The organism is Pseudomonas sp. S2_E01, from assembly GCF_054668365.1.
This window is the reverse complement of record NZ_CP162762.1, coordinates 5338080-5359493: the sequence shown is the minus strand read 5'-3', so window position 1 is coordinate 5359493 and position 21414 is coordinate 5338080. Positions and strand designations below refer to the sequence as shown.

General features: G+C 59.4%; 20 protein-coding genes and 1 pseudogene. 9 read left to right on the top strand and 12 right to left on the bottom strand.

All coding sequences use genetic code 11. The features are described 5' to 3' along the window. Nucleotides 1–96 precede the first annotated feature (96 nt). From hisA to AB4O36_RS24665, 3 genes are all read left to right on the top strand, one after another. Nucleotides 97–846: a 1-(5-phosphoribosyl)-5-[(5-phosphoribosylamino)methylideneamino]imidazole-4-carboxamide isomerase gene (hisA, locus tag AB4O36_RS24675; protein WP_460118945.1), complete on the top strand. Its 750-nt coding sequence runs from the start codon at nucleotides 97–99 to the stop codon at nucleotides 844–846. Nucleotides 847–938: 92 nt separating this feature from the next. Then, nucleotides 939–1709: an imidazole glycerol phosphate synthase subunit HisF gene (gene hisF / locus AB4O36_RS24670; RefSeq protein WP_007897430.1), complete on the top strand. Its 771-nt coding sequence runs from the start codon at nucleotides 939–941 to the stop codon at nucleotides 1707–1709. A gap of 121 nt (nucleotides 1710–1830) precedes the next feature. Beyond that, nucleotides 1831–2586, top strand: a complete 756-nt coding sequence (locus tag AB4O36_RS24665) for a substrate-binding periplasmic protein (RefSeq protein ID WP_460118943.1) — start codon at nucleotides 1831–1833, stop codon at nucleotides 2584–2586. Nucleotides 2587–2662: 76 nt separating this feature from the next. On the opposite strand, the gene AB4O36_RS24660 is transcribed toward AB4O36_RS24665, so the two are convergent. The 4 genes and pseudogenes from AB4O36_RS24660 to gpmI all read right to left on the bottom strand — a co-directional run bounded on the left by AB4O36_RS24660 (nucleotide 2663) and on the right by gpmI (nucleotide 7790). Then, nucleotides 2663–3439 carry a divergent polysaccharide deacetylase family protein gene (locus tag AB4O36_RS24660; protein ID WP_460140471.1) on the bottom strand — a complete coding sequence of 259 codons (777 nt, stop codon included), beginning with the start codon at nucleotides 3437–3439 and terminating at the stop codon, nucleotides 2663–2665. Between the two features lies 1 nt (nucleotide 3440). Further along, on the bottom strand, nucleotides 3441–4760 hold the full coding sequence (locus AB4O36_RS24655) for a S41 family peptidase (protein ID WP_460118939.1): 1320 nt from the start codon (nucleotides 4758–4760) through the stop codon (nucleotides 3441–3443). A 31-nt stretch (nucleotides 4761–4791) separates the two neighbouring features. Beyond that, nucleotides 4792–6082 (bottom strand): annotated as a pseudogene (locus tag AB4O36_RS24650) (murein hydrolase activator EnvC family protein). Between the two features lie 178 nt (nucleotides 6083–6260). Beyond that, entirely contained in the window at nucleotides 6261–7790 is a 1530-nt protein-coding gene (gpmI, locus tag AB4O36_RS24645) for a 2,3-bisphosphoglycerate-independent phosphoglycerate mutase (protein ID WP_460118938.1), read from the bottom strand. A 150-nt stretch (nucleotides 7791–7940) separates the two neighbouring features. Between gpmI and AB4O36_RS24640 the strand changes: the two genes are divergently transcribed. From AB4O36_RS24640 to secB, 3 genes are read left to right on the top strand one after another with little or no spacing between them, the layout of a single operon-like run. Beyond that, complete coding sequence (locus AB4O36_RS24640; RefSeq protein WP_460118936.1) at nucleotides 7941–8354, top strand: rhodanese-like domain-containing protein; 414 nt, start codon at nucleotides 7941–7943, stop codon at nucleotides 8352–8354. Between the two features lies 1 nt (nucleotide 8355). Further along, a complete protein-coding gene (gene grxC / locus AB4O36_RS24635; protein ID WP_192307535.1) occupies nucleotides 8356–8610 on the top strand; it encodes a glutaredoxin 3 in 255 nt (84 codons plus the stop codon). Nucleotides 8611–8651: 41 nt separating this feature from the next. Next, the gene (gene secB, locus AB4O36_RS24630; protein WP_460118934.1) at nucleotides 8652–9137 is read left to right on the top strand and encodes a protein-export chaperone SecB; all 486 of its coding nucleotides are present in this window, start codon (nucleotides 8652–8654) and stop codon (nucleotides 9135–9137) included. Nucleotides 9138–9273: 136 nt separating this feature from the next. Here secB and trmL read toward each other — a convergent pair whose 3' ends face one another. Continuing rightward, nucleotides 9274–9729, bottom strand: a complete 456-nt coding sequence (gene trmL / locus AB4O36_RS24625) for a tRNA (uridine(34)/cytosine(34)/5-carboxymethylaminomethyluridine(34)-2'-O)-methyltransferase TrmL (protein WP_460118932.1) — start codon at nucleotides 9727–9729, stop codon at nucleotides 9274–9276. Here trmL and AB4O36_RS24620 point away from each other — a divergent pair. Next, nucleotides 9728–10168: a hypothetical protein gene (locus AB4O36_RS24620; protein WP_460118930.1), complete on the top strand. Its 441-nt coding sequence runs from the start codon at nucleotides 9728–9730 to the stop codon at nucleotides 10166–10168. The two genes, trmL and AB4O36_RS24620, sit on opposite strands and share 2 nt — an antisense overlap. Before the next feature lie 522 nt (nucleotides 10169–10690). Here AB4O36_RS24620 and ntrC read toward each other — a convergent pair. The 5 genes from ntrC to glnA all read right to left on the bottom strand — a co-directional run bounded on the left by ntrC (nucleotide 10691) and on the right by glnA (nucleotide 16269). Continuing rightward, nucleotides 10691–12127 (bottom strand): nitrogen regulation protein NR(I), encoded by a 1437-nt coding sequence (ntrC, locus tag AB4O36_RS24615; RefSeq protein WP_460118927.1) that lies wholly within the window; start codon nucleotides 12125–12127, stop codon nucleotides 10691–10693. After that, nucleotides 12124–13209 carry a nitrogen regulation protein NR(II) gene (gene glnL, locus AB4O36_RS24610; protein ID WP_460118926.1) on the bottom strand — a complete coding sequence of 362 codons (1086 nt, stop codon included), beginning with the start codon at nucleotides 13207–13209 and terminating at the stop codon, nucleotides 12124–12126. Before glnL ends, ntrC begins: the two co-directional genes overlap by 4 nt. A gap of 230 nt (nucleotides 13210–13439) precedes the next feature. After that, complete coding sequence (locus tag AB4O36_RS24605) at nucleotides 13440–14060, bottom strand: DUF4124 domain-containing protein (protein ID WP_460140470.1); 621 nt, start codon at nucleotides 14058–14060, stop codon at nucleotides 13440–13442. Next, nucleotides 14057–14566 carry a DUF4124 domain-containing protein gene (locus AB4O36_RS24600; protein ID WP_460142174.1) on the bottom strand — a complete coding sequence of 170 codons (510 nt, stop codon included), beginning with the start codon at nucleotides 14564–14566 and terminating at the stop codon, nucleotides 14057–14059. Before AB4O36_RS24600 ends, AB4O36_RS24605 begins: the two co-directional genes overlap by 4 nt. 296 nt (nucleotides 14567–14862) lie before the next feature. Next, nucleotides 14863–16269, bottom strand: a complete 1407-nt coding sequence (gene glnA, locus AB4O36_RS24595) for a type I glutamate--ammonia ligase (RefSeq protein WP_460118922.1) — start codon at nucleotides 16267–16269, stop codon at nucleotides 14863–14865. 328 nt (nucleotides 16270–16597) lie between these two features. Here glnA and thiI point away from each other — a divergent pair, with 328 nt between their 5' ends. Continuing rightward, nucleotides 16598–18052: a tRNA uracil 4-sulfurtransferase ThiI gene (thiI, locus tag AB4O36_RS24590; protein WP_460140469.1), complete on the top strand. Its 1455-nt coding sequence runs from the start codon at nucleotides 16598–16600 to the stop codon at nucleotides 18050–18052. A gap of 139 nt (nucleotides 18053–18191) precedes the next feature. After that, nucleotides 18192–20015: a translational GTPase TypA gene (typA, locus tag AB4O36_RS24585; RefSeq protein ID WP_460140468.1), complete on the top strand. Its 1824-nt coding sequence runs from the start codon at nucleotides 18192–18194 to the stop codon at nucleotides 20013–20015. A 115-nt stretch (nucleotides 20016–20130) separates the two neighbouring features. Here the strand turns inward: typA and AB4O36_RS24580 are convergent, their stop codons facing one another. Together AB4O36_RS24580 and AB4O36_RS24575 are read right to left on the bottom strand one after the other, a co-directional pair. Further along, complete coding sequence (locus AB4O36_RS24580; RefSeq protein ID WP_460140467.1) at nucleotides 20131–20655, bottom strand: hypothetical protein; 525 nt, start codon at nucleotides 20653–20655, stop codon at nucleotides 20131–20133. A 142-nt stretch (nucleotides 20656–20797) separates the two neighbouring features. Continuing rightward, nucleotides 20798–21235 (bottom strand): YkgJ family cysteine cluster protein, encoded by a 438-nt coding sequence (locus AB4O36_RS24575; RefSeq protein ID WP_460118914.1) that lies wholly within the window; start codon nucleotides 21233–21235, stop codon nucleotides 20798–20800. Nucleotides 21236–21414: the final 179 nt, after the last annotated feature.

Here is a 21414-nt window from a genome sequence, read left to right as displayed (position 1 = left end):
GCTGCAAGCCGCAAGCTTCAAGCTGCAAGAACTTGTGTGCCGCTCGCTTGCAGCTTATGGCTTGCAGCTAGCAGCTCTTTTGACGAAGGAAAAAGCATGCTCATTATTCCCGCTATCGATCTTAAAGACGGTGCCTGTGTTCGTCTGCGCCAGGGCCGCATGGAAGATTCCACGGTGTTCTCCGATGACCCGGTGAGCATGGCTGCCAAGTGGGTGGAGGGCGGTTGCCGCCGTCTGCATCTGGTCGACCTGAACGGCGCCTTCGAAGGTCAGCCGGTCAACGGTGAGGTGGTCACGGCCATCGCCAAGCGCTACCCGAATCTGCCGATCCAGATTGGTGGGGGCATCCGTTCCCTGGAAACCATCGAGCACTACGTCAAGGCAGGCGTGAGCTACGTGATCATCGGCACCAAGGCCGTGAAAGACCCGGCCTTCGTTACCGAAGCCTGCCGTGCGTTCCCGGGCAAGGTGATCGTCGGCCTCGACGCCAAGGACGGTTTCGTCGCCACCGACGGCTGGGCTGAAATCAGCACCGTTCAGGTGATCGACCTGGCCAAGCAGTTCGAAGCCGATGGCGTGTCCGCCATTGTTTACACCGACATTGCCAAAGACGGCATGATGCAGGGCTGCAACGTACCGTTCACCGCCGCGCTGGCCGCTGCCACGAAGATCCCGGTGATTGCGTCCGGTGGCATCCACAACCTGGGTGACATCAAGTCGCTGCTCGACGCCCGCGCACCCGGCATCATCGGCGCGATTACAGGCCGCGCGATTTACGAGGGCACTCTGGATGTCGCTGAGGCTCAAGCGTTCTGTGATGGCTACGCGGCCAGCTCCAAGCTGTAAGCTCCAAGCTGCAAGTTGGAGGCGCGACGCGATCCGCTTCTACTTGTAGCTTGTAGCTTGAAGCTTGCAACTCTTAATCGGAGATTAAGCCTATGGCTTTAGCCAAGCGCATCATCCCCTGCCTGGACGTAGACAACGGCCGGGTCGTCAAAGGTGTGAAGTTCGAGAACATCCGCGATGCCGGCGATCCGGTGGAAATCGCCCGTCGTTATGACGAGCAGGGTGCCGACGAGATTACCTTTCTCGACATCACTGCCAGCGTCGATGGCCGGGACACCACGCTGCACACTGTCGAGCGCATGGCCAGCCAGGTGTTCATCCCGCTGACCGTCGGCGGTGGTGTGCGCACCGTGCAGGACATCCGTAATTTGCTCAATGCGGGCGCGGACAAGGTCTCGATCAACACCGCCGCAGTATTCAACCCGGAGTTCGTCGGCGAAGCGGCGCAGCATTTTGGTTCGCAGTGCATCGTCGTGGCCATCGACGCAAAAAAGGTATCCGGGCCAGGCGAAACGCCGCGCTGGGAGATCTTCACCCACGGCGGCCGCAAGCCGACCGGTCTCGACGCCGTCGAATGGGCGAAAAAGATGGAAGGCCTGGGAGCCGGTGAAATCCTCCTGACCAGCATGGACCAGGACGGCATGAAAAACGGTTTCGACTTGGGCGTAACCCGTGCGATCAGCGATGCGCTGGGTATTCCGGTGATCGCTTCCGGTGGTGTCGGCAACCTGCAACACCTGGCCGACGGTATTCTCGAAGGCCATGCCAGTGCGGTATTGGCGGCCAGCATTTTCCACTTCGGTGAATACACCGTGCAGGAAGCCAAGGCCTATATGGCCCATCGCGGTATCGTCATGCGCTGACTGCCGAAGCCTCGGAACACGATGTTCCGAGGCTTTGCTGTGCAATGAGATCAAAAGGCCAGTAGACAGCGCCACACGCTCAGGGCACTCTTGGGTACGCCATGGATTTCGGTAGCCTGACATGATCAAACGCCTGCTTCTTGCTCTCGCCAGCGTTTCCCTCCTGTTCGTCAATGGAGCTCACTCGGCAGGGAATCCCGATGCCGACCTCGTGTTGCTCACGGAAAACTTCCCGCCCTACAACATGGCCAAAAACGGCAAGAACTTTGCCCAGGACGAGAACATCAACGGCATCGCCGTCGACATCGTTCGCGAGATCTTCAAGCGCGCCGAAATTTCCTACAGTCTGACGCTGCGATTCCCTTGGGAGCGCATCTACAAGCTTGCCCTCGAGAAGCCGGGTTATGGCGTGTTCGTGATGGCGCGGCTGCCCGACCGCGAGAAGCTGTTCAAGTGGGTCGGCCCGATTGGTCCGGACGACTGGATCATGCTGGCCAAGGCAGACAGCAAGATCACCCTGGAAACCCTGGACGATGCGCGCAAGTACAAGATCGGTGCGTACAAAGGTGATGCGATCGCCGAGACCCTGGCCAAGCAGGGACTGAAACCGATTGTCGTACTGCGCGATCAGGACAACGCGAAGAAACTCACCAGCGGCCAGATCGATCTGTGGGCGACCGGTGACCCGGCGGGGCGCTACCTGGCGCGCCAGGACGGCGTGACGGGGCTCAAGACGGTATTGCGCTTCAACAGTGCCGAGTTGTACCTGGCGCTTAACAAGGACGTGCCGGACGAAACCGTCGCCAAGCTACAGGCTGCGCTGGATCAGTTGCGCAAGGATGGCGGCGTCGACGAGATCATGGCGCGGTATCTCTGATTAACTCTGTTCCCTGTGGGAGCGGCGGTGCGACGACTCGACTTGCCCGCTCCCACCTGAAAACAGTATCAAGTAGTCAGCGATAAACCCCATCCTTCCCATGCCCCGCCATTGCCTTGTTGCTGCGTACGCTGATCATCAACTTGATGTCGATCCAGTCAATGCCCTGCGCCTTGAGCTTGGGCAGTTCACGCTCCAGCACCGTCAATGTCTGCGGATAAGGGTGGCCGATCATCACCGCCGAACCCTGCTTGCGCGCCAGACTTATCGCGGTCTGTAGCTGGGTGAAAATCGCCGCCTCGGTGCGTTCATCGTCCAGGAACACATCCCGTGAAACGCTCGCCAGGCCAATCTTCTGCGCCTGGGCCGCCGCCACCGTTTGAGCACTGGTACGGCTGTCGACGAAGAACTTGTGCCGTTGCTGCAAATCCGCCATCAACCAGGCCATGGCCGCAGGTTGTGCAGTCATGCGGCTGCCCATGTGGTTATTGATGCCTGCGGTATAGGGCACCCTCTTGAACGCCGCGTTCAGGCGTTTTTCCAGTTCTTCGATAGGTAACTCGGGATGCCACGCGAACGGGCCGGTGGCTGGGTCCATGGGCATGTGCAGGATGACGGTTTTGCCGGCGCGATGAGCTTCGCGGGCGAATTCGGTGGCATGGGGCGTGTCGGGCATGATCGCCGCCGTCACTGGACCGGGCAGGGCCAGCACACGGCGATCCCGGGGCAGGCTCTGCCCCAGGTCATCGATGATCAGGCTCAGGTAGGCCTTTTGCGGGGTTGGGGTGGCGGGCGTTGCATGGGCAACACCCGCCAGGCAGGCCAACAGGCCGAGGAGCAACTGCAGGCGCATCTCAGCGGCCGGAAGTGATGCTCAGACCTTTGAGCAGGCTCAAGGCCTGTGCCAGCTGGTAATCATCATCCTGCGGCATGGCCTTGGCTTTGCTGCTCGAACCACTTGGCTTGTCCGCGCCGCCGTTGCCATTGCCCAGGTGACCTTGCAGGTCGGCTTCCTTGAAGTACTCGCTGTCCTGCTCGCTGGTGATCTTGGCCTTGCGCACTTCGATGTCTGGCACGATGCCCTGGGCCTGGATCGAGCGACCATTTGGTGTGTAGTACAGTGCCGTGGTGATCTTCAAGGCGCGGTCGTTGTTGAGTGGCAACACGGTTTGTACCGAGCCCTTGCCGAAGCTGTTGGTGCCCATGACCACCGCGCGTTTCTGGTCCTGCAGGGCGCCGGCGACGATTTCCGACGCCGAGGCGCTGCCGCCGTTGATCAGTACCACCATCGGCACTGCTTCGCTTTCGTCTTTGCCGGTGGCGGAGAAGCGCAGTTCGGAGTTGGCGATACGGCCCTTGGTGTAGACGATCAGGCCCTTGGTGATGAAGTGGTCGACGACTTCCACCGCCGCCTGCAGCACGCCGCCCGGGTTGTTGCGCAGGTCCAGGATGATGCCATTGAGCTTCTTGCCGTTGTCCTTGCGCAGCTTGGCCAGGGCCTTGGAGACTTCCTCGCCGGTCTTGACCTGGAACTGGGTGATGCGGATGTAGCCGTAGCCGGACTCCAGCAACTGCGCCTTCACGCTTTTCACCTGGATAATGGCGCGGGTCAGGGTCACGTCGAACGGGGTGCCGCCATCGCGGACCAGGGTCAGGGTGATCTTCTGGCCGATCTTGCCGCGCATCTTGTCCACGGCTTCGGTCATGCTCTGGCCGCGAGTAGGCTGGCCGTTGATCTTGACGATGAAGTCGCCAGCCTGGATGCCCGCTTTGGAAGCTGGGGTGTCATCGATCGGCGAGACCACCTTGATAAAGCCGTCTTCGGCGCCGACTTCGATGCCCAGGCCTCCGAATTCGCCGCTGGTGCTTTCCTGCAATTCAGCGAAGTCTTCCGGGCCCAGGTAGGCGGAGTGTGGGTCTAGATTGCTGAGCATGCCCTTGATGGCGTTTTCCAGCAGTGTCTTGTCGTCCACCGGTTCGACATAGGCCGCCTTGATCCGGTCCATGACCTCGGCAAAGGTGCGCAACTCATCCAGCGGCAATGGCGCTTTGGTGGTTGCAGCAGTGCCTGCAGGCGCGACCGCCGCAGCCGGTTGAGCAGCGAACGCCAGGGGCGCGCCGATCACCAGGGCGATCGTCAGGGCCAGCGAGGTAAGGCGAGACAAATGCAGCATGTCGAACAAACTCCTGAATTAGGCGGCACGCTTATCCTTGCGTGCGGCACCATTGGGCCGGATCACTGGGGTGACCCTGCTGACGAATTGCGAAATACAGCGCTGGTGTGTCCTGCCCGCCACTGTTGCCGACAGTGGAGATGGACTCACCGGCTTTTACCACGTCACCCGCAGACTTGAGCAGCGTCTGGTTGTGACCGTAAAGACTCAAAAAACCATTGCCATGATCCAGGATCACCAGCAGGCCGGCGCCGCGCAACCAGTCGGCGAACACCACCCGCCCGCCGTGTACGGCGTGCACCTGGCTGCCGGCGGAGGCGCTGATCATCACACCATCCCACTTGGTGCGCGAGTCGTCGCCACGGGTTTCACCAAAACGTGCCAGCAATCGACCATCAACTGGCCATGGAAGTTTGCCGCGAGTTGACGCAAAGGGGCCGCCGAAGGTTTCACCTGAACTGGAAACCAGCGCGCCGGGTGTCGATTTGGTTGTTTTGCGTGGGGCGTCGCTGGCATCTGCGTCAGCCTGAGCCTCACGTAAACGCTTTTTTTCGGCTTCCTGCTGGGCGATCAGCGCTTTTTGTCGCGCTTCTTCTGCCTCACGAGCCTGGCGAGCCAGGGTTTCCTCGATGGTTTTAAGGACTTTAGACAGGTCTGCCTGATCCTGCTCGCGGGCAGCGAGTTTCTGGTCTCGCGCCTTTACATCGTCGTTGAGTTTGGCCAGGACTTGCTGGCGCTCCTTGCGGACTTTCTCGAGTTCATCGCGCTGGGTGTCGAGGCTGCTCTTCTGCACCAGCAATTGCGCCTGTTGCAGGCCGATGTCTTTTTCGACATTGGCCAGTTGGCGCAGGGTTTCGTTGAAGTTCTTCAACTGCTCCAGGCGGGCCTGGCTCAGGTAATCGTAATAGGTGAGGGTGCGGGCGAATTTTTCCGGATTTTGCTGGTTGAGCAGCAGTTTCAGGTACTCCTGACGGCCATTCTGGTAGGCCGCGCGGGCCTGGATGGCGATCAGTCGTTGCTGTTCAGTGCGCGCGCTCTGGAGTTTTTTTCTCCGCATCGAGCCGTTGCAGCTCGGTTTCGCTTTTTTTCAGCTCTTTCTGCAAGGTTTCGACCTGCTTCTCGAGCTTGCCCATCTCGGTTTCGGTGCCCTTGAGGTCCTTCTGGACGCCGGACTTTTCTTCCTGCAGCTTGCCCAGCAGTTTTTTCAGCTCGGCAATGTCCTGACGCGTGGCGTCCAACTGTTGTTGGGTTTGCGCGCGCTCGTCGGCGAAAGCCGGTTGGAGCAGGCAAGTCAGAGCAAGAGCTATCAGGACGCGAAGCATAGAGACAGGCGGCACCAGGGTTAGGGACGGCCTAGTATGCCCGCCATACGCTGCAAAAAAAACGCCCAAATGGGGCTGTGTGATAACTGGCCCGAAAAACCCGGAAAACTTTTGCGGAACACCCTGTGGAAGCGGCGGTGCGACGACTCGACTTGCTCGCACCGCCGCTCCCACAAAGTCAGACGAGGATCGAAGTCCCGGTCATTTCCGCCGGTTTTTCCAGGCCCAGCAGTTTGAGCATGGTGGGCGCCACGTCCGCCAGCACGCCACCTTCGCGGACCTTGAGGTCACGCTTGCCGACATAGATGAACGGCACCGGCTCGGTGGTGTGGGCGGTGTGGGCCTGACCAGTGGATTCGTCGGCCATTTGCTCGACGTTACCGTGGTCGGCAGTGATCAACGCTTCGCCGCCGACTTTCTCCAGGGCATCGACGATGCGACCGACGCATTGATCCAGGCACTCGACGGCTTTGACGGCCGCTTCGAACACGCCGCTGTGGCCGACCATGTCACCGTTGGCGTAGTTGACCACGATCACGTCATAACGCTGGTTTTCAATGGCGTCGACGATGCGGTCGGTGACTTCCGGTGCGCTCATTTCAGGCTGCAGGTCGTAGGTGGCGACTTTTGGCGACGGGATCAGGATGCGTTCCTCACCCGGGAACGGTTCTTCGCGCCCGCCGGAGAAGAAGAAGGTGACGTGCGCATACTTCTCGGTTTCGGCAATGCGCAGCTGGGTCTTGCCATTTTTTGCCAGGTAGTCGCCCAGCACGTTATCCAGACTGCCGGCGGCGAAGGCCGATGGCGCAGGAATGCTGGCGGCGTATTGGGTCAGCATGACGAAACCGGCCAGTTTCGGCTGGCGGCTGCGCTCGAATTCCTTGAAATCGTCCTCGACGAACACGCGGGTCAGTTCACGGGCACGGTCGGCGCGGAAGTTCATGAACACCACGGCGTCGCCGTCTTCGACCTTCACCGGTTCTCCGATGGAGGTGGCTTTGACGAATTCGTCGCTCTCGCCTCGTTCGTAGGCCGCCTTCAGGCCGTCCTGGGCGGTGGCAGCGTGGTATTCGCCTTTGCCGTCGGCAATCAGGTTGTAGGCCTGGGCCACGCGATCCCAACGGTTGTCACGGTCCATGGCGAAGTAACGACCAATGATGCTGGCGATGCGGCCCTTGCCGAGGGCCTGGAACGTCGCGTCGAGCAGTTCGATGGACGACTCGGCGCTTTTAGGCGGTGTGTCGCGACCATCGAGGAAGGCATGCAGATAGATTTTCTCGGCGCCACGCTTGAACGCGAGTTCGGCCATGGCCACCAGGTGATCCTGATGGCTGTGCACACCGCCGTCGGACAGCAGGCCCATGAAGTGCACAGCCTTGCCGGCAGCCACGGCCTTGTCCACGGCGGCACAGATGGTCGGGTTCTCGAAGAACTCGCCGTCGCGGATCGATTTGGTCACGCGAGTGAAGTCCTGGTACACCACGCGGCCAGCGCCGAGGTTCATGTGGCCGACTTCGGAGTTGCCCATCTGGCCGTCCGGCAGGCCGACATCCATGCCGCTGCCCGAGATCAGGCCGTTCGGTACCGTAGCCCACAGGCGGTCCAGTACAGGTTTCTTCGCCGCGAACACGGCGTTGGACTCTGGGCTGTCGCTGTGACCGAAGCCGTCGAGAATGATCAGGACCAAAGGTTTAGGCGTGGTAGTCATGGATTCGACTCGTGGCTGAATAAAAGAGGGCGATGCAAAGGAGTCGCAGTTTAAAACGAAGTTCCGGCCGCGTCACCGCCGGACGGGGTTTGGCCCACCATAGTGGCTGTGTATACTGGCCGACATTTTAACGCCCTGGAACCTCCTTCGATGGTTGCTCACCTGATTGAATTTGCCACTAACCACTTCCTGCTCGTCGGTCTTTTCGTCATCCTGCTGGCAGCGCTGATCGCTTATCAGATGCAAGGCGGCGGCCGCAGCCTGAGCACCGCTGAATTGACCGGCCTGGTCAACAAGGACGCCGGCGTCGTCATCGACATCCGTGCCGCCAAGGACTACGCCGCCGGTCACATCGTTGGCGCGCTGAACATTCCCCACGACAAGCTGACCGCACGCATTGGCGAACTGGAAAAGCACAAGGCCAAAACCATCATCCTGGTCGACGCCATGGGCCAGACCGCAGGCACCCATGCCCGCGAGTTGATGAAGTCCGGTTTCACCGCCGCCAAGCTGTCCGGCGGCATCTCCAGCTGGAAAGGCGACAACCTGCCGCTGGTGAAGTGACATGAGCAACGTCGTCGTCTACTCCAGCGATTACTGCCCTTACTGCTCGCGAGCCAAGTACCTGCTCGAGAATAAAGGCGTGGCCTTCGAAGAGATCAAGGTCGATGGCAAGCCACAGGTGCGCGCCGCCATGGCCCAGAAGGCCGGACGTACTTCCGTGCCGCAAATCTGGATAGGCGAGCGACACGTGGGTGGCTGCGATGATTTGTTTGCCCTTGAGCGCGCCGGCAAGCTCGACGCGCTGCTCAAGGCCTGAGTGTTTCCCCTACTAGACCCCGAGATCAGAAAGGATCTGAGATGACTGACCAACAGAACACTGCAGCTGCCGAAGACGATAGCGCACCGCAATTCTCCCTGCAGCGCATCTACGTACGCGACTTGTCCTTCGAAGCCCCGAAAAGCCCGGCGATCTTCCGCCAGCAATGGGAGCCGAGCGTCGGTCTGGATCTGAACACCCGTCAAAAGGCCCTGGAAGCCGACTTCCACGAAGTCGTGCTGACCCTGTCCGTGACCGTGAAAAACGGTGACGAAGTGGCGTTCATCGCTGAAGTACAACAGGCCGGGATCTTCCTGATCAAGAACCTGGACGACGCTTCGATGAGCCACACCCTGGGCGCGTTCTGCCCGAACATCCTGTTCCCGTACGCGCGCGAAACCCTGGACAGCCTGGTGACCCGCGGTTCGTTCCCGGCGCTGATGCTGGCCCCGGTGAACTTCGACGCGCTGTATGCCCAGGAACTGCAACGCATGCAGGCGGCTGGCGAGACGCCGACCGTTCAGTAAGCGGCGCTGCTAAAAATCGCGGGCAAGCCCGCTCCCACAGGGATTTTTGGTGTTCACACAATTTGTGACTCACCTTGTCCACTGTGGGAGCGGGCTTGCCCGCGATTGTTTCTATCAGGCAAGAGTGATTCTGGGCTTACTTGAAGTCGTTCTGCCGCCAGGCTTCATAAACCGCTACGGCCACCGTGTTCGACAGGTTCAGGCTACGGCAGCCCTCGCGCATCGGCAGGCGCAGGCGTTGTTCGCCCGGCAGGGCGTCGAGCACCTCAGCTGGCAAGCCACGGCTCTCCGGACCGAACAGGAATGCGTCGCCCGCAGCGAAGCTGGCGTCGTGAAACGGTCGCGAACCCTTGGTGGTGAAGGCGAACAAGCGCGGATGCCCCAGGCTTTCCAGGCAACTGGCCAGGTCAGCATGGCGTTGCAGAGTGGCATACTCGTGGTAGTCGAGACCGGCCCGGCGCAGGCGCTTATCATCCATCTCGAAGCCCAGCGGTTCGATCAAATGCAGGTGGCAGCCACTGTTGGCGCACAGCCTGATAACGTTGCCGGTATTCGGCGGAATTTCTGGTTGGAAAAGGATGACGTGAAACATGCACGGCTCCGCAAATAAAGATGACGGGCATTCTACGCCGCAAGCAGACCAGCGTTCGAAACTATTCCCGCGGGTGATGGGCTCGCTGGCGATTTTCGGGTTGATGGTGGGCTTGATGATCGGTCGCCTGACCACGCCCGAACCCAGCGAGCTGCAAACGGTCGAGGTGACGAGCGACGGGCTGGTGGTGTGGTTCAACAACGAGCCCAAGACCCATGGCGAGTTCGTGGACGGCAGCCTGGCGTTGTTGTTCGATGCGCAGGGGCGGACGCAAAAAGGCCAGCTCAAGCTCAATGAAAAGAGTGTGAACTGGCGACTGATGTTGAGTAAGGAAGGCTTGTTGCTATCGGTGGTGGCGGCCCGACCGTTACAGGGCGAATGGTCCGGTAGCGAGGTCGATGACCGCTGGCGAGTGGAGATCCATCTCCGTGAGCAATAAAAGAGGGAATCCCCGGCCTGCCTGTACCAAGGTCCCCAAAACGGCAGGGCTCGCGCGTTGCATCGTGAGCCCGGTGTAAAGAAGGAACCCCTGACCTGCCTGTATCAAGGGCCCCAAAAGGGTTGGGCTCGTCGCGATGGCGGTGTGAGCCCGATGTAAAGAGGGGAATCCCCGGCCTGCCTGTACCAAGGTCCCCGAAACCGGGTAGTGAATCTAATCACTGAATGGACTATTGCAGGGGGCGTGCCAGTTTTTAACAGGTTGCAATACAAAGGCTGTTGGAAATGCCGAAAGCCCCGTAGACCGGGGCTTTCGCGTTTTTGTGTGGTAGGGTTTTGTTGGTGTGTGCGCGGATTTTTCCGGTGGGCGGCATGCTCGATTGCAGGTCAGGGTGCTTTGCGGTGGTGCATGCGGCCCCAAAAGCATCGCGGGCAAGCCCGCTCCTACAGGGTTAGCGGTGAACCTGTAGGAGCGGGCTTGCCCGCGATTGGATTTACCTGGCGATGAAGATCCAGAGGCTATTTAGCCCTCATCCCCCTCATCATCATCCCCACCATCGACCTTCATCCCCAACTCCTTGATCTTGCGCGTCAGGGTGTTGCGTCCCCAGCCCAGCAACACCGCCGCATCACGACGACGCCCAGCGGTGTGCTTGAGTGCGGTCTCGATCATGATTCGCTCGAAGGCCGGTACGGCGCTGTCGAGCAGGCTCGATTGACCGCGAGCCAGGGCCTGATCGGCCCACTGGCGCAGCGCCTGCTCCCAATTGGTCACTGGCGCTGAATCCTGCGGCAAGCTCAACAGTTCTGGCGGCAGGTCGCTGATGTGTACCTCGCGACCGGAAGCCATGACCGTGATCCAGCGGCAGGTGTTCTCCAGTTGACGGACGTTGCCGCCCCACGGCAGGTTTTTAAGGTATTCCTCGGTTTCGCTTTTCAGCAGCTTCGGCTCGACGGCCAGCTCCTGTGCGGCGCGGCTGAGGAAATGCTTGGCGAGGGTTGGAATGTCTTCGCGACGGTCCGACAGCCGTGGGATATGGATGCGGATGACGTTGAGACGGTGGAACAAGTCTTCGCGGAATTTCCCGGCGTGTACCAGGGTCTCCAGATTCTGGTGGGTGGCGGCAATGATGCGCACATCCACTTTCACCGGCACATGACCACCGACGCGGTAGAACTCGCCGTCCGCCAGTACCCGCAGCAAACGGGTCTGGGTGTCGGCTGGCATGTCACCGATTTCGTCGAGGAACAGCGTGCCGCCGTCGGCTTGTTCAAAGCGACCGCGACGCAGGTTGGCCGCGCCGGTGAACGCGCCCTTTTCATGGCCGAACAGCTCGGACTCCATCAAGTCCTTCGGGATGGCGGCCATGTTCAACGCGATGAACGGGGATGCCGCGCGCGGGCTGTGTCGGTGCAGGGCGTGGGCCACCAGCTCTTTACCGGTACCGGATTCGCCATTGATCAGCACCGTGATGTTGGAGTGGCTCAAGCGCCCGATGGCGCGAAACACTTCCTGCATGGCCGGCGCTTCACCGATGATTTCCGGGGTGCGGGTCAGGGTTGGAACCACTTCCAGGCCTTGCTGCTCTTGGGCGTGTTGGTTCGCGCGCTTGACCAACGACACGGCTTCGTCGACGTCGAACGGCTTGGGCAGGTACTCGAAGGCGCCGCCCTGATAGGAAGCGACAGCGCTGTCCAGGTCGGAGTGCGCGGTCATGATGATCACCGGCAGCCGCGGGTGTTGTTCGCGAATTCGCGCCAACAGGTCCAGGCCACTGGCGCCGGGCATGCGGATGTCGGAAATGATCACGTCCGGCTGCTGGCGCGCCAGGCGGCTCATTACGCCATCGGCGCTGTCGAAGCTTTGCGTGTTCATGCCTTCCTGTTGCAGGGCTTTTTCCAGGACCCAGCGGATAGAACGGTCGTCATCGACGATCCACACGGTTTCACTACGGCTCATGTCGATGTGGCTCCTTGTTCCAGTGGCAGAAAGATCGAGAACGTGGTGTGGCCTGGATGGCTGTCACATTCGATCAGTCCCTGGTGCTGGCTGATGATGTTCTGGGTAATGGCCAGGCCGAGTCCGGTACCGTCCGGACGACCGCTGACCATGGGAAAGAAAATGGTTTCCTGGAGTTCCGCAGGAATGCCCGGTCCGTTGTCGGTGATCTCGATCTTGGTCACCAGGCGATGGCGCACATGGCCAATGGTGAACTGGCGCATGGCGCGAGTGCGCAGGGTAATGCGGCCCAGGCGCAGCTCGTTCTGGCCGCTGATGGCCTGCATGGCATTGCGCACGATGTTCAATACGGCCTGGATCATCTGTTCGCGGTCGATCAAGACGTCCGGAATACTTGGATCGTAGTCGCGCACCAGCGTGATGCAGCCTTGGCTTTCTGCCTCGACCAGTTGGCTGACGCGCTCCAGCACTTCGTGAATGTTGCACATGGCCAGCGACGGCAGCTTGTTGGAACCGAGCATGCGGTCGACCAGGTTGCGCAGGCGGTCGGCTTCTTCAATGATGACGTTGGTGTAGTCGCGCAGGCTTTCTTCCGGGAGCTCCCGGGCCAGCAGTTGCGCGGCGCCACGAATACCGCCCAGGGGATTCTTGATTTCATGGGCAAGGCCGCGCACCAGCATCTTGCTGGTTTCCTGCTTGGACAGTTGCGCTTCTTCCTTGGTGATCCGCAACAAGCGGTCGCGGGGATGAACTTCCAGCAGCAACAGGGTGGCGCCGTTGGCCAGGATGGGCGTCACCGCGTAGTCGACGGTCAGGGTCTGGCCAGTGAGGGCGGTGAGCATCGCTTCGCGCTTGGTAAACGGGTGGGCTTGTTCGACTGCCTGGCGCAGGGAGTTCAGCGCTTCGGCGGATTCGGTGAACAGTTCGCTGATGAACTGTCCATGGCTCCGCTGGCCGCTGATCGCCAGCAGCATCTCCGCCGCAGGGTTCATGTACTCGAGGCGTAGTTGGTCGTCGAGCAGAATGGTTGCCGTGGTCAAGTTGTCGAGTAGCAATCGATGCAGTGCGTCGCTAATGGTCATCAGGACCTCTTTTGGAGCAGGGCGCGCGCGTGAATAAGCGCTGATTACCGAGAAAATGCAAAAACCAAACCAAGGCTCCGAAAAGAAGCGTTAAAGGCCTGAAACGTGCGTTCGACGCTCAATGTTGTGGCGTTATGCCAGCTTTCGCGGGTATTTTCGAACCAAAATGGGCTGACATCCGGGCGCCGTGCATGCATTTGCACCATTGTAGTGCGCGAACCTGAACGGCGTCAGAAGAAGCGAAGGAAGGGATTTTTTTCCTGTTCCGGTTTGTCCTTCAGGGGGCATTCCGGTCGCTGGCCGTAGTCGGTGAGCGTGCAGGGCTGGACTTTGCGTTTCTGCGCAAGGGAGATGCGCTGCATGTGAAAGGGTTGATTGGGGGTTCGCTCCACCGTGCGACCCTGCGCATCGAGGATCTCAATGGACAGTTGATGGCTGCCGCGGTCGATGTTGTTCAGGGCGAACACCGGACTTTGGCCGGGTTCGGCGGTGGGTTGTCCATCGAGGAACAAGCGGTAGCGGTGACCCGGTTGCAGGCCGGGTTCATGGGTGATGCTGACGATCAGCTCACCGGTACTGCTGCGAATCGTGGCATCGGGCTCCGGCACCAGTACCCTTAACATGTCATAGCGCAATGGTGGCTTTGCGTCGGCTTTTGCACTGGGCTTCACCGGCGCCGCGCCGGTCGGATTGGCGGACATGCGGTTGCTCGTTGCCAGAGGCACACGCTTGGCGTTTCCAGCACCGGGTTGATCGGTGAAGACTCGATTGCCCTGGGCATCGATGTAAGTGAACACCTCGGCTGATGCCGGCAGCGCGATCAAGCAGGCTATCAGTAGCCACGCATTCACGGCGTGTGCACCCGCTGCAGGGTGAAGGTCACGCTGGGGCTCTGCTGGATGACTTTCTCGCCGTCGATCACCTGAACGGCCAAGCTGTGGGTGCCGCGATCGATGTTGACCAGTTGCAGGATCGGCACGTTACTCGGTTGGCCATAGGGCTGATCGTCCAGCAACAGCCTGAATAAGTGTGCGCCTTGCAGCTTGGGCTTGATCAGCACATTGACGGTGAAGGTGCCATTGTTGGCGCGCAGGGCTTCGGTGGTCGGCAGATGGGTCAGCTCCAGCACCTCGTACGTACTGAGCGGTCGTTCGCTGCTCGACGCCTCGGCTGATGGCGCGACTGGCGCCTGGCGCTCGACGCGATTGAGGGGCGGCAGTTCGACCGGCTGTGCCTTCACGCCATCGGGCGGTTGATTGCTGTAGGCGGTGTTGCCGGCAGCATCGGTGTACTTGTAGATCTGCGCTGCGGCGGGCAGGGCGATCAACAGCAGGATGCAAAAGAAACCACGACCCATGAGCTCGACCAGAAATGAAAGCATTGGGTTGCAGCATAGGTCAGGGTGGGTGGTTATCTCAAACCGTTAACACTGTGAAGTGATTTCCCGAATCACACGCAGATAAAAACTGTGGGAGCGGGCTTGCCCGCGATGGCGTCGGCAAATCCAGCGTCTTCTGTGTGAGGCAGGTCGCAATCGCGGGCAAGCCCGCTCCCAGAGGGTTCTCCATGTGCCATTGAATAGCGGGCATAAAAAAGGCCTCCCGAAGGAGGCCTCTCTTTTTTCGTCACGCCGCTTGCGCAGGCGCTACCGGATCAGCAGCTGTAGTACAGCTCGTATTCCAGTGGGTGTACGAAGGTGCGAACCTTGATTTCTTCTTCGCTTTTCAGGGCGATGTAGGCGTCGATGAAGTCGTCGGAGAACACGCCGCCTTTGGTCAGGAACGCGCGACCTTTATCCAGCTCTTCAAGGGCTTCTTTCAGGCTGCCGCAAACTTGTGGGATCTCTTTGGCCTCTTCAGGCGGCAGGTCGTACAGGTTTTTGTCAGCTGCGTCGCCAGGGTGGATCTTGTTCTGGATGCCGTCCAGGCCAGCCATCAGCAGTGCAGCGAACGCCAGGTACGGGTTGGCTGCCGGATCCGGGAAGCGTGCTTCGATACGGCGGGCTTTCGGGCTCGACACGTAAGGAATACGGATCGAAGCGGAACGGTTGCGAGCCGAGTAGGCCAGCATGACCGGAGCTTCGAAACCTGGAACCAGACGCTTGTAGGAGTTGGTAGCCGGGTTGGTGAAGCCGTTCAGGGCCTTACCGTGCTTGATGATACCGCCGATGAAGTACAGGGCGGTGTCGGACAGGCCGGCATAACCTTCACCTGCGAAGGTGTTCTTGCCTTCTTTCCAGATGGACATGTGTACGTGCATGCCCGAGCCGTTGTCGCCGTACAGAGGCTTCGGCATGAAGGTGGCGGTGCGACCGTAAGCGTCGGCAACGTTGTGCACGACATACTTCAGGGTCTGGGTTTCGTCGGCTTTCTTCACCAGGGTGTTGAACTTGACGCCGATTTCGTTCTGGCCGGCAGTCGCCACTTCGTGGTGGTGAACTTCGACGGTCAGGCCCATTTCTTCCAGCGCGTTGCACATGGAAGTACGGATTTCGTGGTCGTGGTCGAACGGTGGAACCGGGAAGTAGCCGCCTTTGATGCCAGGACGGTGACCCTTGTTGCCGCCTTCGATGTCCTGGTCGGACATCCACGAACCTTGCTCGGAGTAGATCTTGAACATCGAGCCGGAGATGTCGGACTTGAACTTCACCTGGTCGAAGATGAAGAACTCTGGCTCCGGACCTGCGAACGCGGTGTCACCGATACCGGTAGACTTCAGGTACTCTTCGGCGCGCTTGGCGATCGCACGTGGGTCGCGGTCGTAGCCTTGCATGCTCGAAGGTTCGATGATGTCGCAGACCAGGATCAGGGTCGGCTCTTCGGTGAACGGGTCCAGGACGGCGGTTTCATCATCCGGCATCAGGATCATGTCGGAAGCTTCGATGCCTTTCCAGCCGGAGATGGAGGAGCCGTCGAACATCTTGCCGACTTCGAAGAAGTCTTCATCCAGCGCATCGCGAGCTGGCATGGTCACGTGGTGCTGGGTGCCTTTGGTGTCCGTGAAGCGCAGATCAATCCACTTGACGTCATGATCTTTAATGAGTTGAACCGACTTCGACATACTGTCCTCCGGGGTGGCTTAGGGCGGGTAGTGGATGCCCATAATGTTTGTGATGCCGGCGCGAATACTCTGCCAAGGCAACCTGCCTCACAAGGGAGCAAATTGCATGCCAGTGCCCCAGCATGGGTTTTTTGCCCCAAATTCACGCTTATCAAGGCTTCAAGCCGCCAAATCGGAAAAATATCGCCCTACAATGTGGCGCCTTCAATCGAAAACGACCTGTTTTGGTGCGCGCAAAACCTTCTGCACATTAACTGGTTAAACCTTGAGCAATTTCCGCTATAATCCGCGCCCCCCTTTTTCGGCTGGCCCTGCGCGCGCTGTTTTCATGAAACTAATCGTAAAAGTCTTTCCCGAGATCACCATCAAGAGCCGACCTGTCCGGACGCGTTTCATCCGTCAGTTGGCCAAAAACATCCGTGCCGTGCTCCGTGACCTGGACCCGGCTGTGGTGGTGAACGGCGTGTGGGACAACCTCGAGCTGGACACCCGCGTAGAAGACCCAAAGGCCCTGAAAGAGATGGGCGAGCGCCTGAGCTGCATGCCGGGCATCGCGCACTTCCTGCAGATTGACGAATATCCACTGGGCGATTTCGACGACATCGTCGAAAAGTGCAAGCAGCACTACGGTGATGCACTGGCCGGGAAAATCTTCTCGGTGCGCTGCAAGCGCGCCGGCAAGCACCCGTTCAGCTCGATCGATATCGAAAAATATGTCGGCAGCCAGTTGCGCCGTCAGTGCGGTGCCGCCGGCATCGACCTGAAAAAGCCGGAAATCGAAGTCCGTATCGAAGTTCGCGACCAACGGTTGTTTGTCATCCACAGCCAGCACACTGGCATCGGTGGTTATCCGCTGGGTGCGCTGGAGCAGACGTTGGTGCTGATGTCCGGCGGTTTCGACTCCACGGTTGCGGCCTACCAGATCATGCGTCGTGGGCTGATGGCCCACTTCTGCTTCTTTAACCTGGGCGGTCGTGCCCACGAATTGGGCGTCATGGAAGTCGCGCATTTCATCTGGAAGAAGTACGGCAGCTCGCAACGCGTGTTATTTGTCAGTGTGCCGTTCGAGGAAGTGTTGGGCGAAATTCTCGGCAAAGTCGATAACAGTCATATGGGCGTAGTATTGAAGCGTATGATGTTGCGCGCTTCCTCGCAGATTGCTGATCGACTGCATATCGACGCCCTGGTCACGGGCGAGGCGATCTCCCAGGTGTCGAGCCAGACGTTGCCGAACCTGTCCGTGATCGACTGTGTCACCGAAAAGCTGGTGCTGCGCCCGCTGATCGCCAGCCACAAGCAGGACATCATCGATACCGCCAACGAAATCGGCACCGCTGATTTCGCCAAGCACATGCCGGAGTACTGCGGGGTCATTTCGGTCAATCCGAAGACGGCTGCCAAGCGCCACCGTGTAGAGCACGAAGAGAAAGAGTTCGACATGGCCGTGCTTGAGCGCGCCCTTGAGAACGCCAAGCTGGTCCCGATCGATCGTGTGATCGATGAACTGGGCCAGGACGTACAAATTGAAGAAGTCAGCGACGCGCTGGCCGGTCAGATCGTGATCGACATCCGCCATCCGGATGCCGCCGAGGATGACCCGCTGCAACTGGCTGGCATCGAGGTACAAACGATGCCGTTTTATGCTCTGAACGCTCGTTTCAAGGAACTGGACCCTACTCGCCAGTACCTGTTGTATTGCGACAAAGGCGTGATGAGTCGCCTGCATGCCCACCATTTGCTCAGTGAGGGGCATGCCAATGTGCGCGTTTATCGACCGAGCTAAGTGCCCGGGGCTGTTTGCCTGTGGCTTGCGTCACCGGCCCCCCGACGCCACCGTAAAGCTGTAAAGGCTTTCACGGACGCTACTGTTAATCGCTGCCAAGACTTGTCAGCACACCGAATCCTCTGATCGAGATACACAAGTGATCGAAAATCTACGCAACATCGCCATCATTGCCCACGTTGACCATGGTAAAACCACCCTGGTAGACAAACTCCTGCGTCAATCCGGCACCCTGGAGCGCAACGAGCTCAACGACGAGCGCGTGATGGACTCCAACGACCAGGAAAAAGAGCGCGGTATTACCATTCTGGCGAAAAACACCGCCATCAACTGGAACGGCTACCACATCAACATCGTGGACACCCCGGGCCACGCCGACTTCGGCGGCGAAGTAGAGCGCGTAATGTCGATGGTCGACTCCGTTCTGTTGCTGGTTGACGCTCAAGACGGCCCTATGCCGCAAACCCGTTTCGTCACCAAGAAAGCGTTCGAAGCTGGCCTCAAGCCAATCGTCGTGATCAACAAGGTTGACCGTCCGGGCGCGCGTCCTGACTGGGTTCTGGACCAGATCTTCGACCTGTTCGACAACCTGGGTGCTACCGACGAACAACTGGACTTCCAGGTTGTTTACGCCTCGGCCCTGAACGGCATCGCCGGTCTGGATCACACCGCCATGGCCGAAGACATGACCCCGCTGTACCAAGCGGTCGTCGACCACGTTCCAGCGCCGAAAGTTGACCGTGACGGTCCTTTCCAGATGCAAATCTCGGCACTGGACTACAACAGCTTCCTGGGTGTTATCGGTGTTGGCCGTATCGCTCGTGGTCGCGTCAAGCCGAACACTCCGGTTGTCGCCATCGACGCCGACGGCAAGCGCCGCAACGGTCGTATCCTGAAGCTGATGGGTCACCACGGTCTGCACCGCATCGACGTTGAAGAAGCTGCGGCCGGCGACATCGTCTGCATCAGCGGTTTCGACGAGCTGTTCATCTCCGACACCCTGTGCCACCCGGACACCGTCGAGGCGATGAAGCCTCTGACCGTCGACGAGCCAACCGTTTCCATGACCTTCCAGGTAAACGACTCGCCTTTCTGCGGTAAAGAAGGCAAGTTCGTGACCTCCCGTAACATCAAGGATCGTCTGGACAAAGAGCTGCTGTACAACGTTGCACTGCGCGTTGAAGAAGGCGACTCGGCTGACAAGTTCAAGGTTTCCGGCCGTGGTGAGCTGCACCTCTCGGTACTGATCGAAACCATGCGTCGCGAAGGCTTCGAACTGGCCCTGGGCCGTCCGGAAGTGATCATTCGTGAAGTCGACGGCGTCAAGCAGGAACCGTTCGAAAACGTCACCATCGACATCCCTGAAGAATCCCAGGGCAAGGTGATGGAAGAGATGGGTCTGCGTAAAGGCGACCTGAGCAACATGGTGCCGGATGGCAAAGGCCGTGTGCGTCTGGAATACAACATCCCTGCTCGTGGTCTGATCGGTTTCCGTAACCAGTTCCTGACCCTGACCAACGGTGCTGGCATCCTGACCTCGATCTTCGATCGTTACGCTCCAGTGAAGTCCGGCCACATGTCCGGTCGTCAGAACGGCGTACTGGTTTCGGTTGAAACCGGCAAGGCACTGACCTACTCCCTGGAAACCCTGCAGGCTCGTGGCAAGCTGTTCGTAGAACACGGCCAGGAGATCTACAACGGTCAAATCGTTGGTCAGAACAGCCGTGACAACGACCTGGGCGTCAACCCTACCAAGGGCAAGAAGCTCGACAACATGCGTGCTTCGGGTAAAGACGAAACCATCGCTCTGGTACCACCTGTTCGTTTCACCCTGGAACAGGCTCTGGAATACATCCAGGAAGACGAGCTGTGTGAAGTCACTCCTAAGTCCATCCGTCTTCGCAAGAAGATCCTGGACGAAAGCGAGCGTACCCGCGCTGCCAAGAAAGCCAAGGCTAACTAAGCCCGGCTGAATAAAAACGCCCCCGGTCGAAAGGCCGGGGGCGTTTTTGTTTGTCTGGGGTTCTGCTTTGTCTGTGCTGGCCTCATCGCGAGCAGACGCCGCAAAAAGTCAGCAGTCAGACATCAAACCACCGAAACGCCAAATAGGCCTCTGCTATCTGGCGCAACAAAACCTTGTCCGCCTTGGTGGCAATCCCATCGCCATCCACATCGCCATTGGTAAAGGAGTCCAGCTCGCCGTCATTGTCATCGTCGTACGCCGCAGCAGGTCGGATGCGAATGGCCGTGCCGGGCGAACCGTCGTCTTCGCTGAATTGAAGCCTGACGACGTCGGGAGAGCCGTCCTGGTGGTCAGTGGCAGCGATCTTCAGATACCGCTCCCAGTTATCACCCTCGTTGAACCAGTTGAGCTTCAGGAAGACCTCGGCAAACCGAGTCAGCAGCAATTGATCCTGAAAATCCTGCTTGCCGTCGCCGTCGATGTCACCGGCGAAGCCGAACTCGATCAGGCCGTCGGCGGACATGTCCAGGGCGAAGGCTTCGTGAACCTGATTGGCCGGGCCATTGTGAAAGTGCAGGAGCACGGCATCAGCCTTGCCGTTGCCGCTACGATTCTGGGCGGTTGCCTTTAAATAACGCATGAGCATCTTCTCAAGAGAAATGATGCTCCACACTAATGACTGCGTGAGGTTTGTTCTGTCGGGCGGGAGTTTGCGGCGTATAGGAATTGGCGACGCGGACCCATGGCCAAGTTACCCTGGCCATGTCGGAGCAATCGGCAGATCAGAACCGCTCGATGCTGCGCGAACCCCGCTCCCGCTCCACTTCCTTGGGCTTGTACGCGCAATACCCTGGCCGCGGGCCGATTTTGGGGTGGTTGCGGCAGGTGTCCGGGCGCTTGTCATAAATGGTGCACAGGCGGCTCTTACGATCCAGGTAGTAGCAATCATTGTTGCTCATGCGTTGCAGCGTGAAGATGCCCGATTTCTGATTGAAGCGCTCCACCAGCCCTTCCTTTTGCAGGCGCTTGGCGATGTTCTTCGGCGGGTCGCCCAACTCGAATTCGTCGACGATGCCAATGCGGATCAGGTCCTTGATCTTGACCTCCACTGGCAAAGTGCAACAGCTGGACATGCACGAGCCGCACATCGGGGCGGTGTACTTGGCCCAGGTATCGAGGCGATCGATCTCGGCGGCGGCGATCAGGTTGGGCTTCATCATCGGTTGTTACCAGGCATGTGCATCAGGGCGCGCGATCATACCGGGACTGGTGGATTTTTGAACAACCTTTCGCCAGATTTTTTCTGTGCTGCCCCATCAACGGTGTTATCCGGCACGGCCCCTGCATTCATTCAGGTACATGACAAAGTAATGCCGAGCTATCTCACGCTTCCTGGAAA

Excerpts from the sequence above, each read along its gene's own strand:
- hisF (WP_007897430.1), top strand. The coding sequence starts at position 939 with ATGGCTTTAGCCAAGCGCATCATCCCCTGCCTGGACGTAGACAACGGC.
- ntrC (WP_460118927.1), bottom strand. The coding sequence starts at position 12,127 with ATGAGCCGTAGTGAAACCGTGTGGATCGTCGATGACGACCGTTCTATC.
- secB (WP_460118934.1), top strand. The coding sequence starts at position 8,652 with ATGACTGACCAACAGAACACTGCAGCTGCCGAAGACGATAGCGCACCG.
- glnA (WP_460118922.1), bottom strand. The coding sequence starts at position 16,269 with ATGTCGAAGTCGGTTCAACTCATTAAAGATCATGACGTCAAGTGGATT.
- trmL (WP_460118932.1), bottom strand. The coding sequence starts at position 9,729 with ATGTTTCACGTCATCCTTTTCCAACCAGAAATTCCGCCGAATACCGGC.
- glnL (WP_460118926.1), bottom strand. The coding sequence starts at position 13,209 with ATGACCATTAGCGACGCACTGCATCGATTGCTACTCGACAACTTGACC.
- thiI (WP_460140469.1), top strand. The coding sequence starts at position 16,598 with ATGAAACTAATCGTAAAAGTCTTTCCCGAGATCACCATCAAGAGCCGA.
- AB4O36_RS24660 (WP_460140471.1), bottom strand. The coding sequence starts at position 3,439 with ATGCGCCTGCAGTTGCTCCTCGGCCTGTTGGCCTGCCTGGCGGGTGTT.
- AB4O36_RS24655 (WP_460118939.1), bottom strand. The coding sequence starts at position 4,760 with ATGCTGCATTTGTCTCGCCTTACCTCGCTGGCCCTGACGATCGCCCTG.
- AB4O36_RS24620 (WP_460118930.1), top strand. The coding sequence starts at position 9,728 with ATGCACGGCTCCGCAAATAAAGATGACGGGCATTCTACGCCGCAAGCA.
- hisA (WP_460118945.1), top strand. The coding sequence starts at position 97 with ATGCTCATTATTCCCGCTATCGATCTTAAAGACGGTGCCTGTGTTCGT.
- AB4O36_RS24580 (WP_460140467.1), bottom strand. The coding sequence starts at position 20,655 with ATGCGTTATTTAAAGGCAACCGCCCAGAATCGTAGCGGCAACGGCAAG.
- gpmI (WP_460118938.1), bottom strand. The coding sequence starts at position 7,790 with ATGACTACCACGCCTAAACCTTTGGTCCTGATCATTCTCGACGGCTTC.
- grxC (WP_192307535.1), top strand. The coding sequence starts at position 8,356 with ATGAGCAACGTCGTCGTCTACTCCAGCGATTACTGCCCTTACTGCTCG.
- AB4O36_RS24640 (WP_460118936.1), top strand. The coding sequence starts at position 7,941 with ATGGTTGCTCACCTGATTGAATTTGCCACTAACCACTTCCTGCTCGTC.
- AB4O36_RS24575 (WP_460118914.1), bottom strand. The coding sequence starts at position 21,235 with ATGATGAAGCCCAACCTGATCGCCGCCGCCGAGATCGATCGCCTCGAT.
- AB4O36_RS24600 (WP_460142174.1), bottom strand. The coding sequence starts at position 14,566 with ATGGGTCGTGGTTTCTTTTGCATCCTGCTGTTGATCGCCCTGCCCGCC.
- AB4O36_RS24665 (WP_460118943.1), top strand. The coding sequence starts at position 1,831 with ATGATCAAACGCCTGCTTCTTGCTCTCGCCAGCGTTTCCCTCCTGTTC.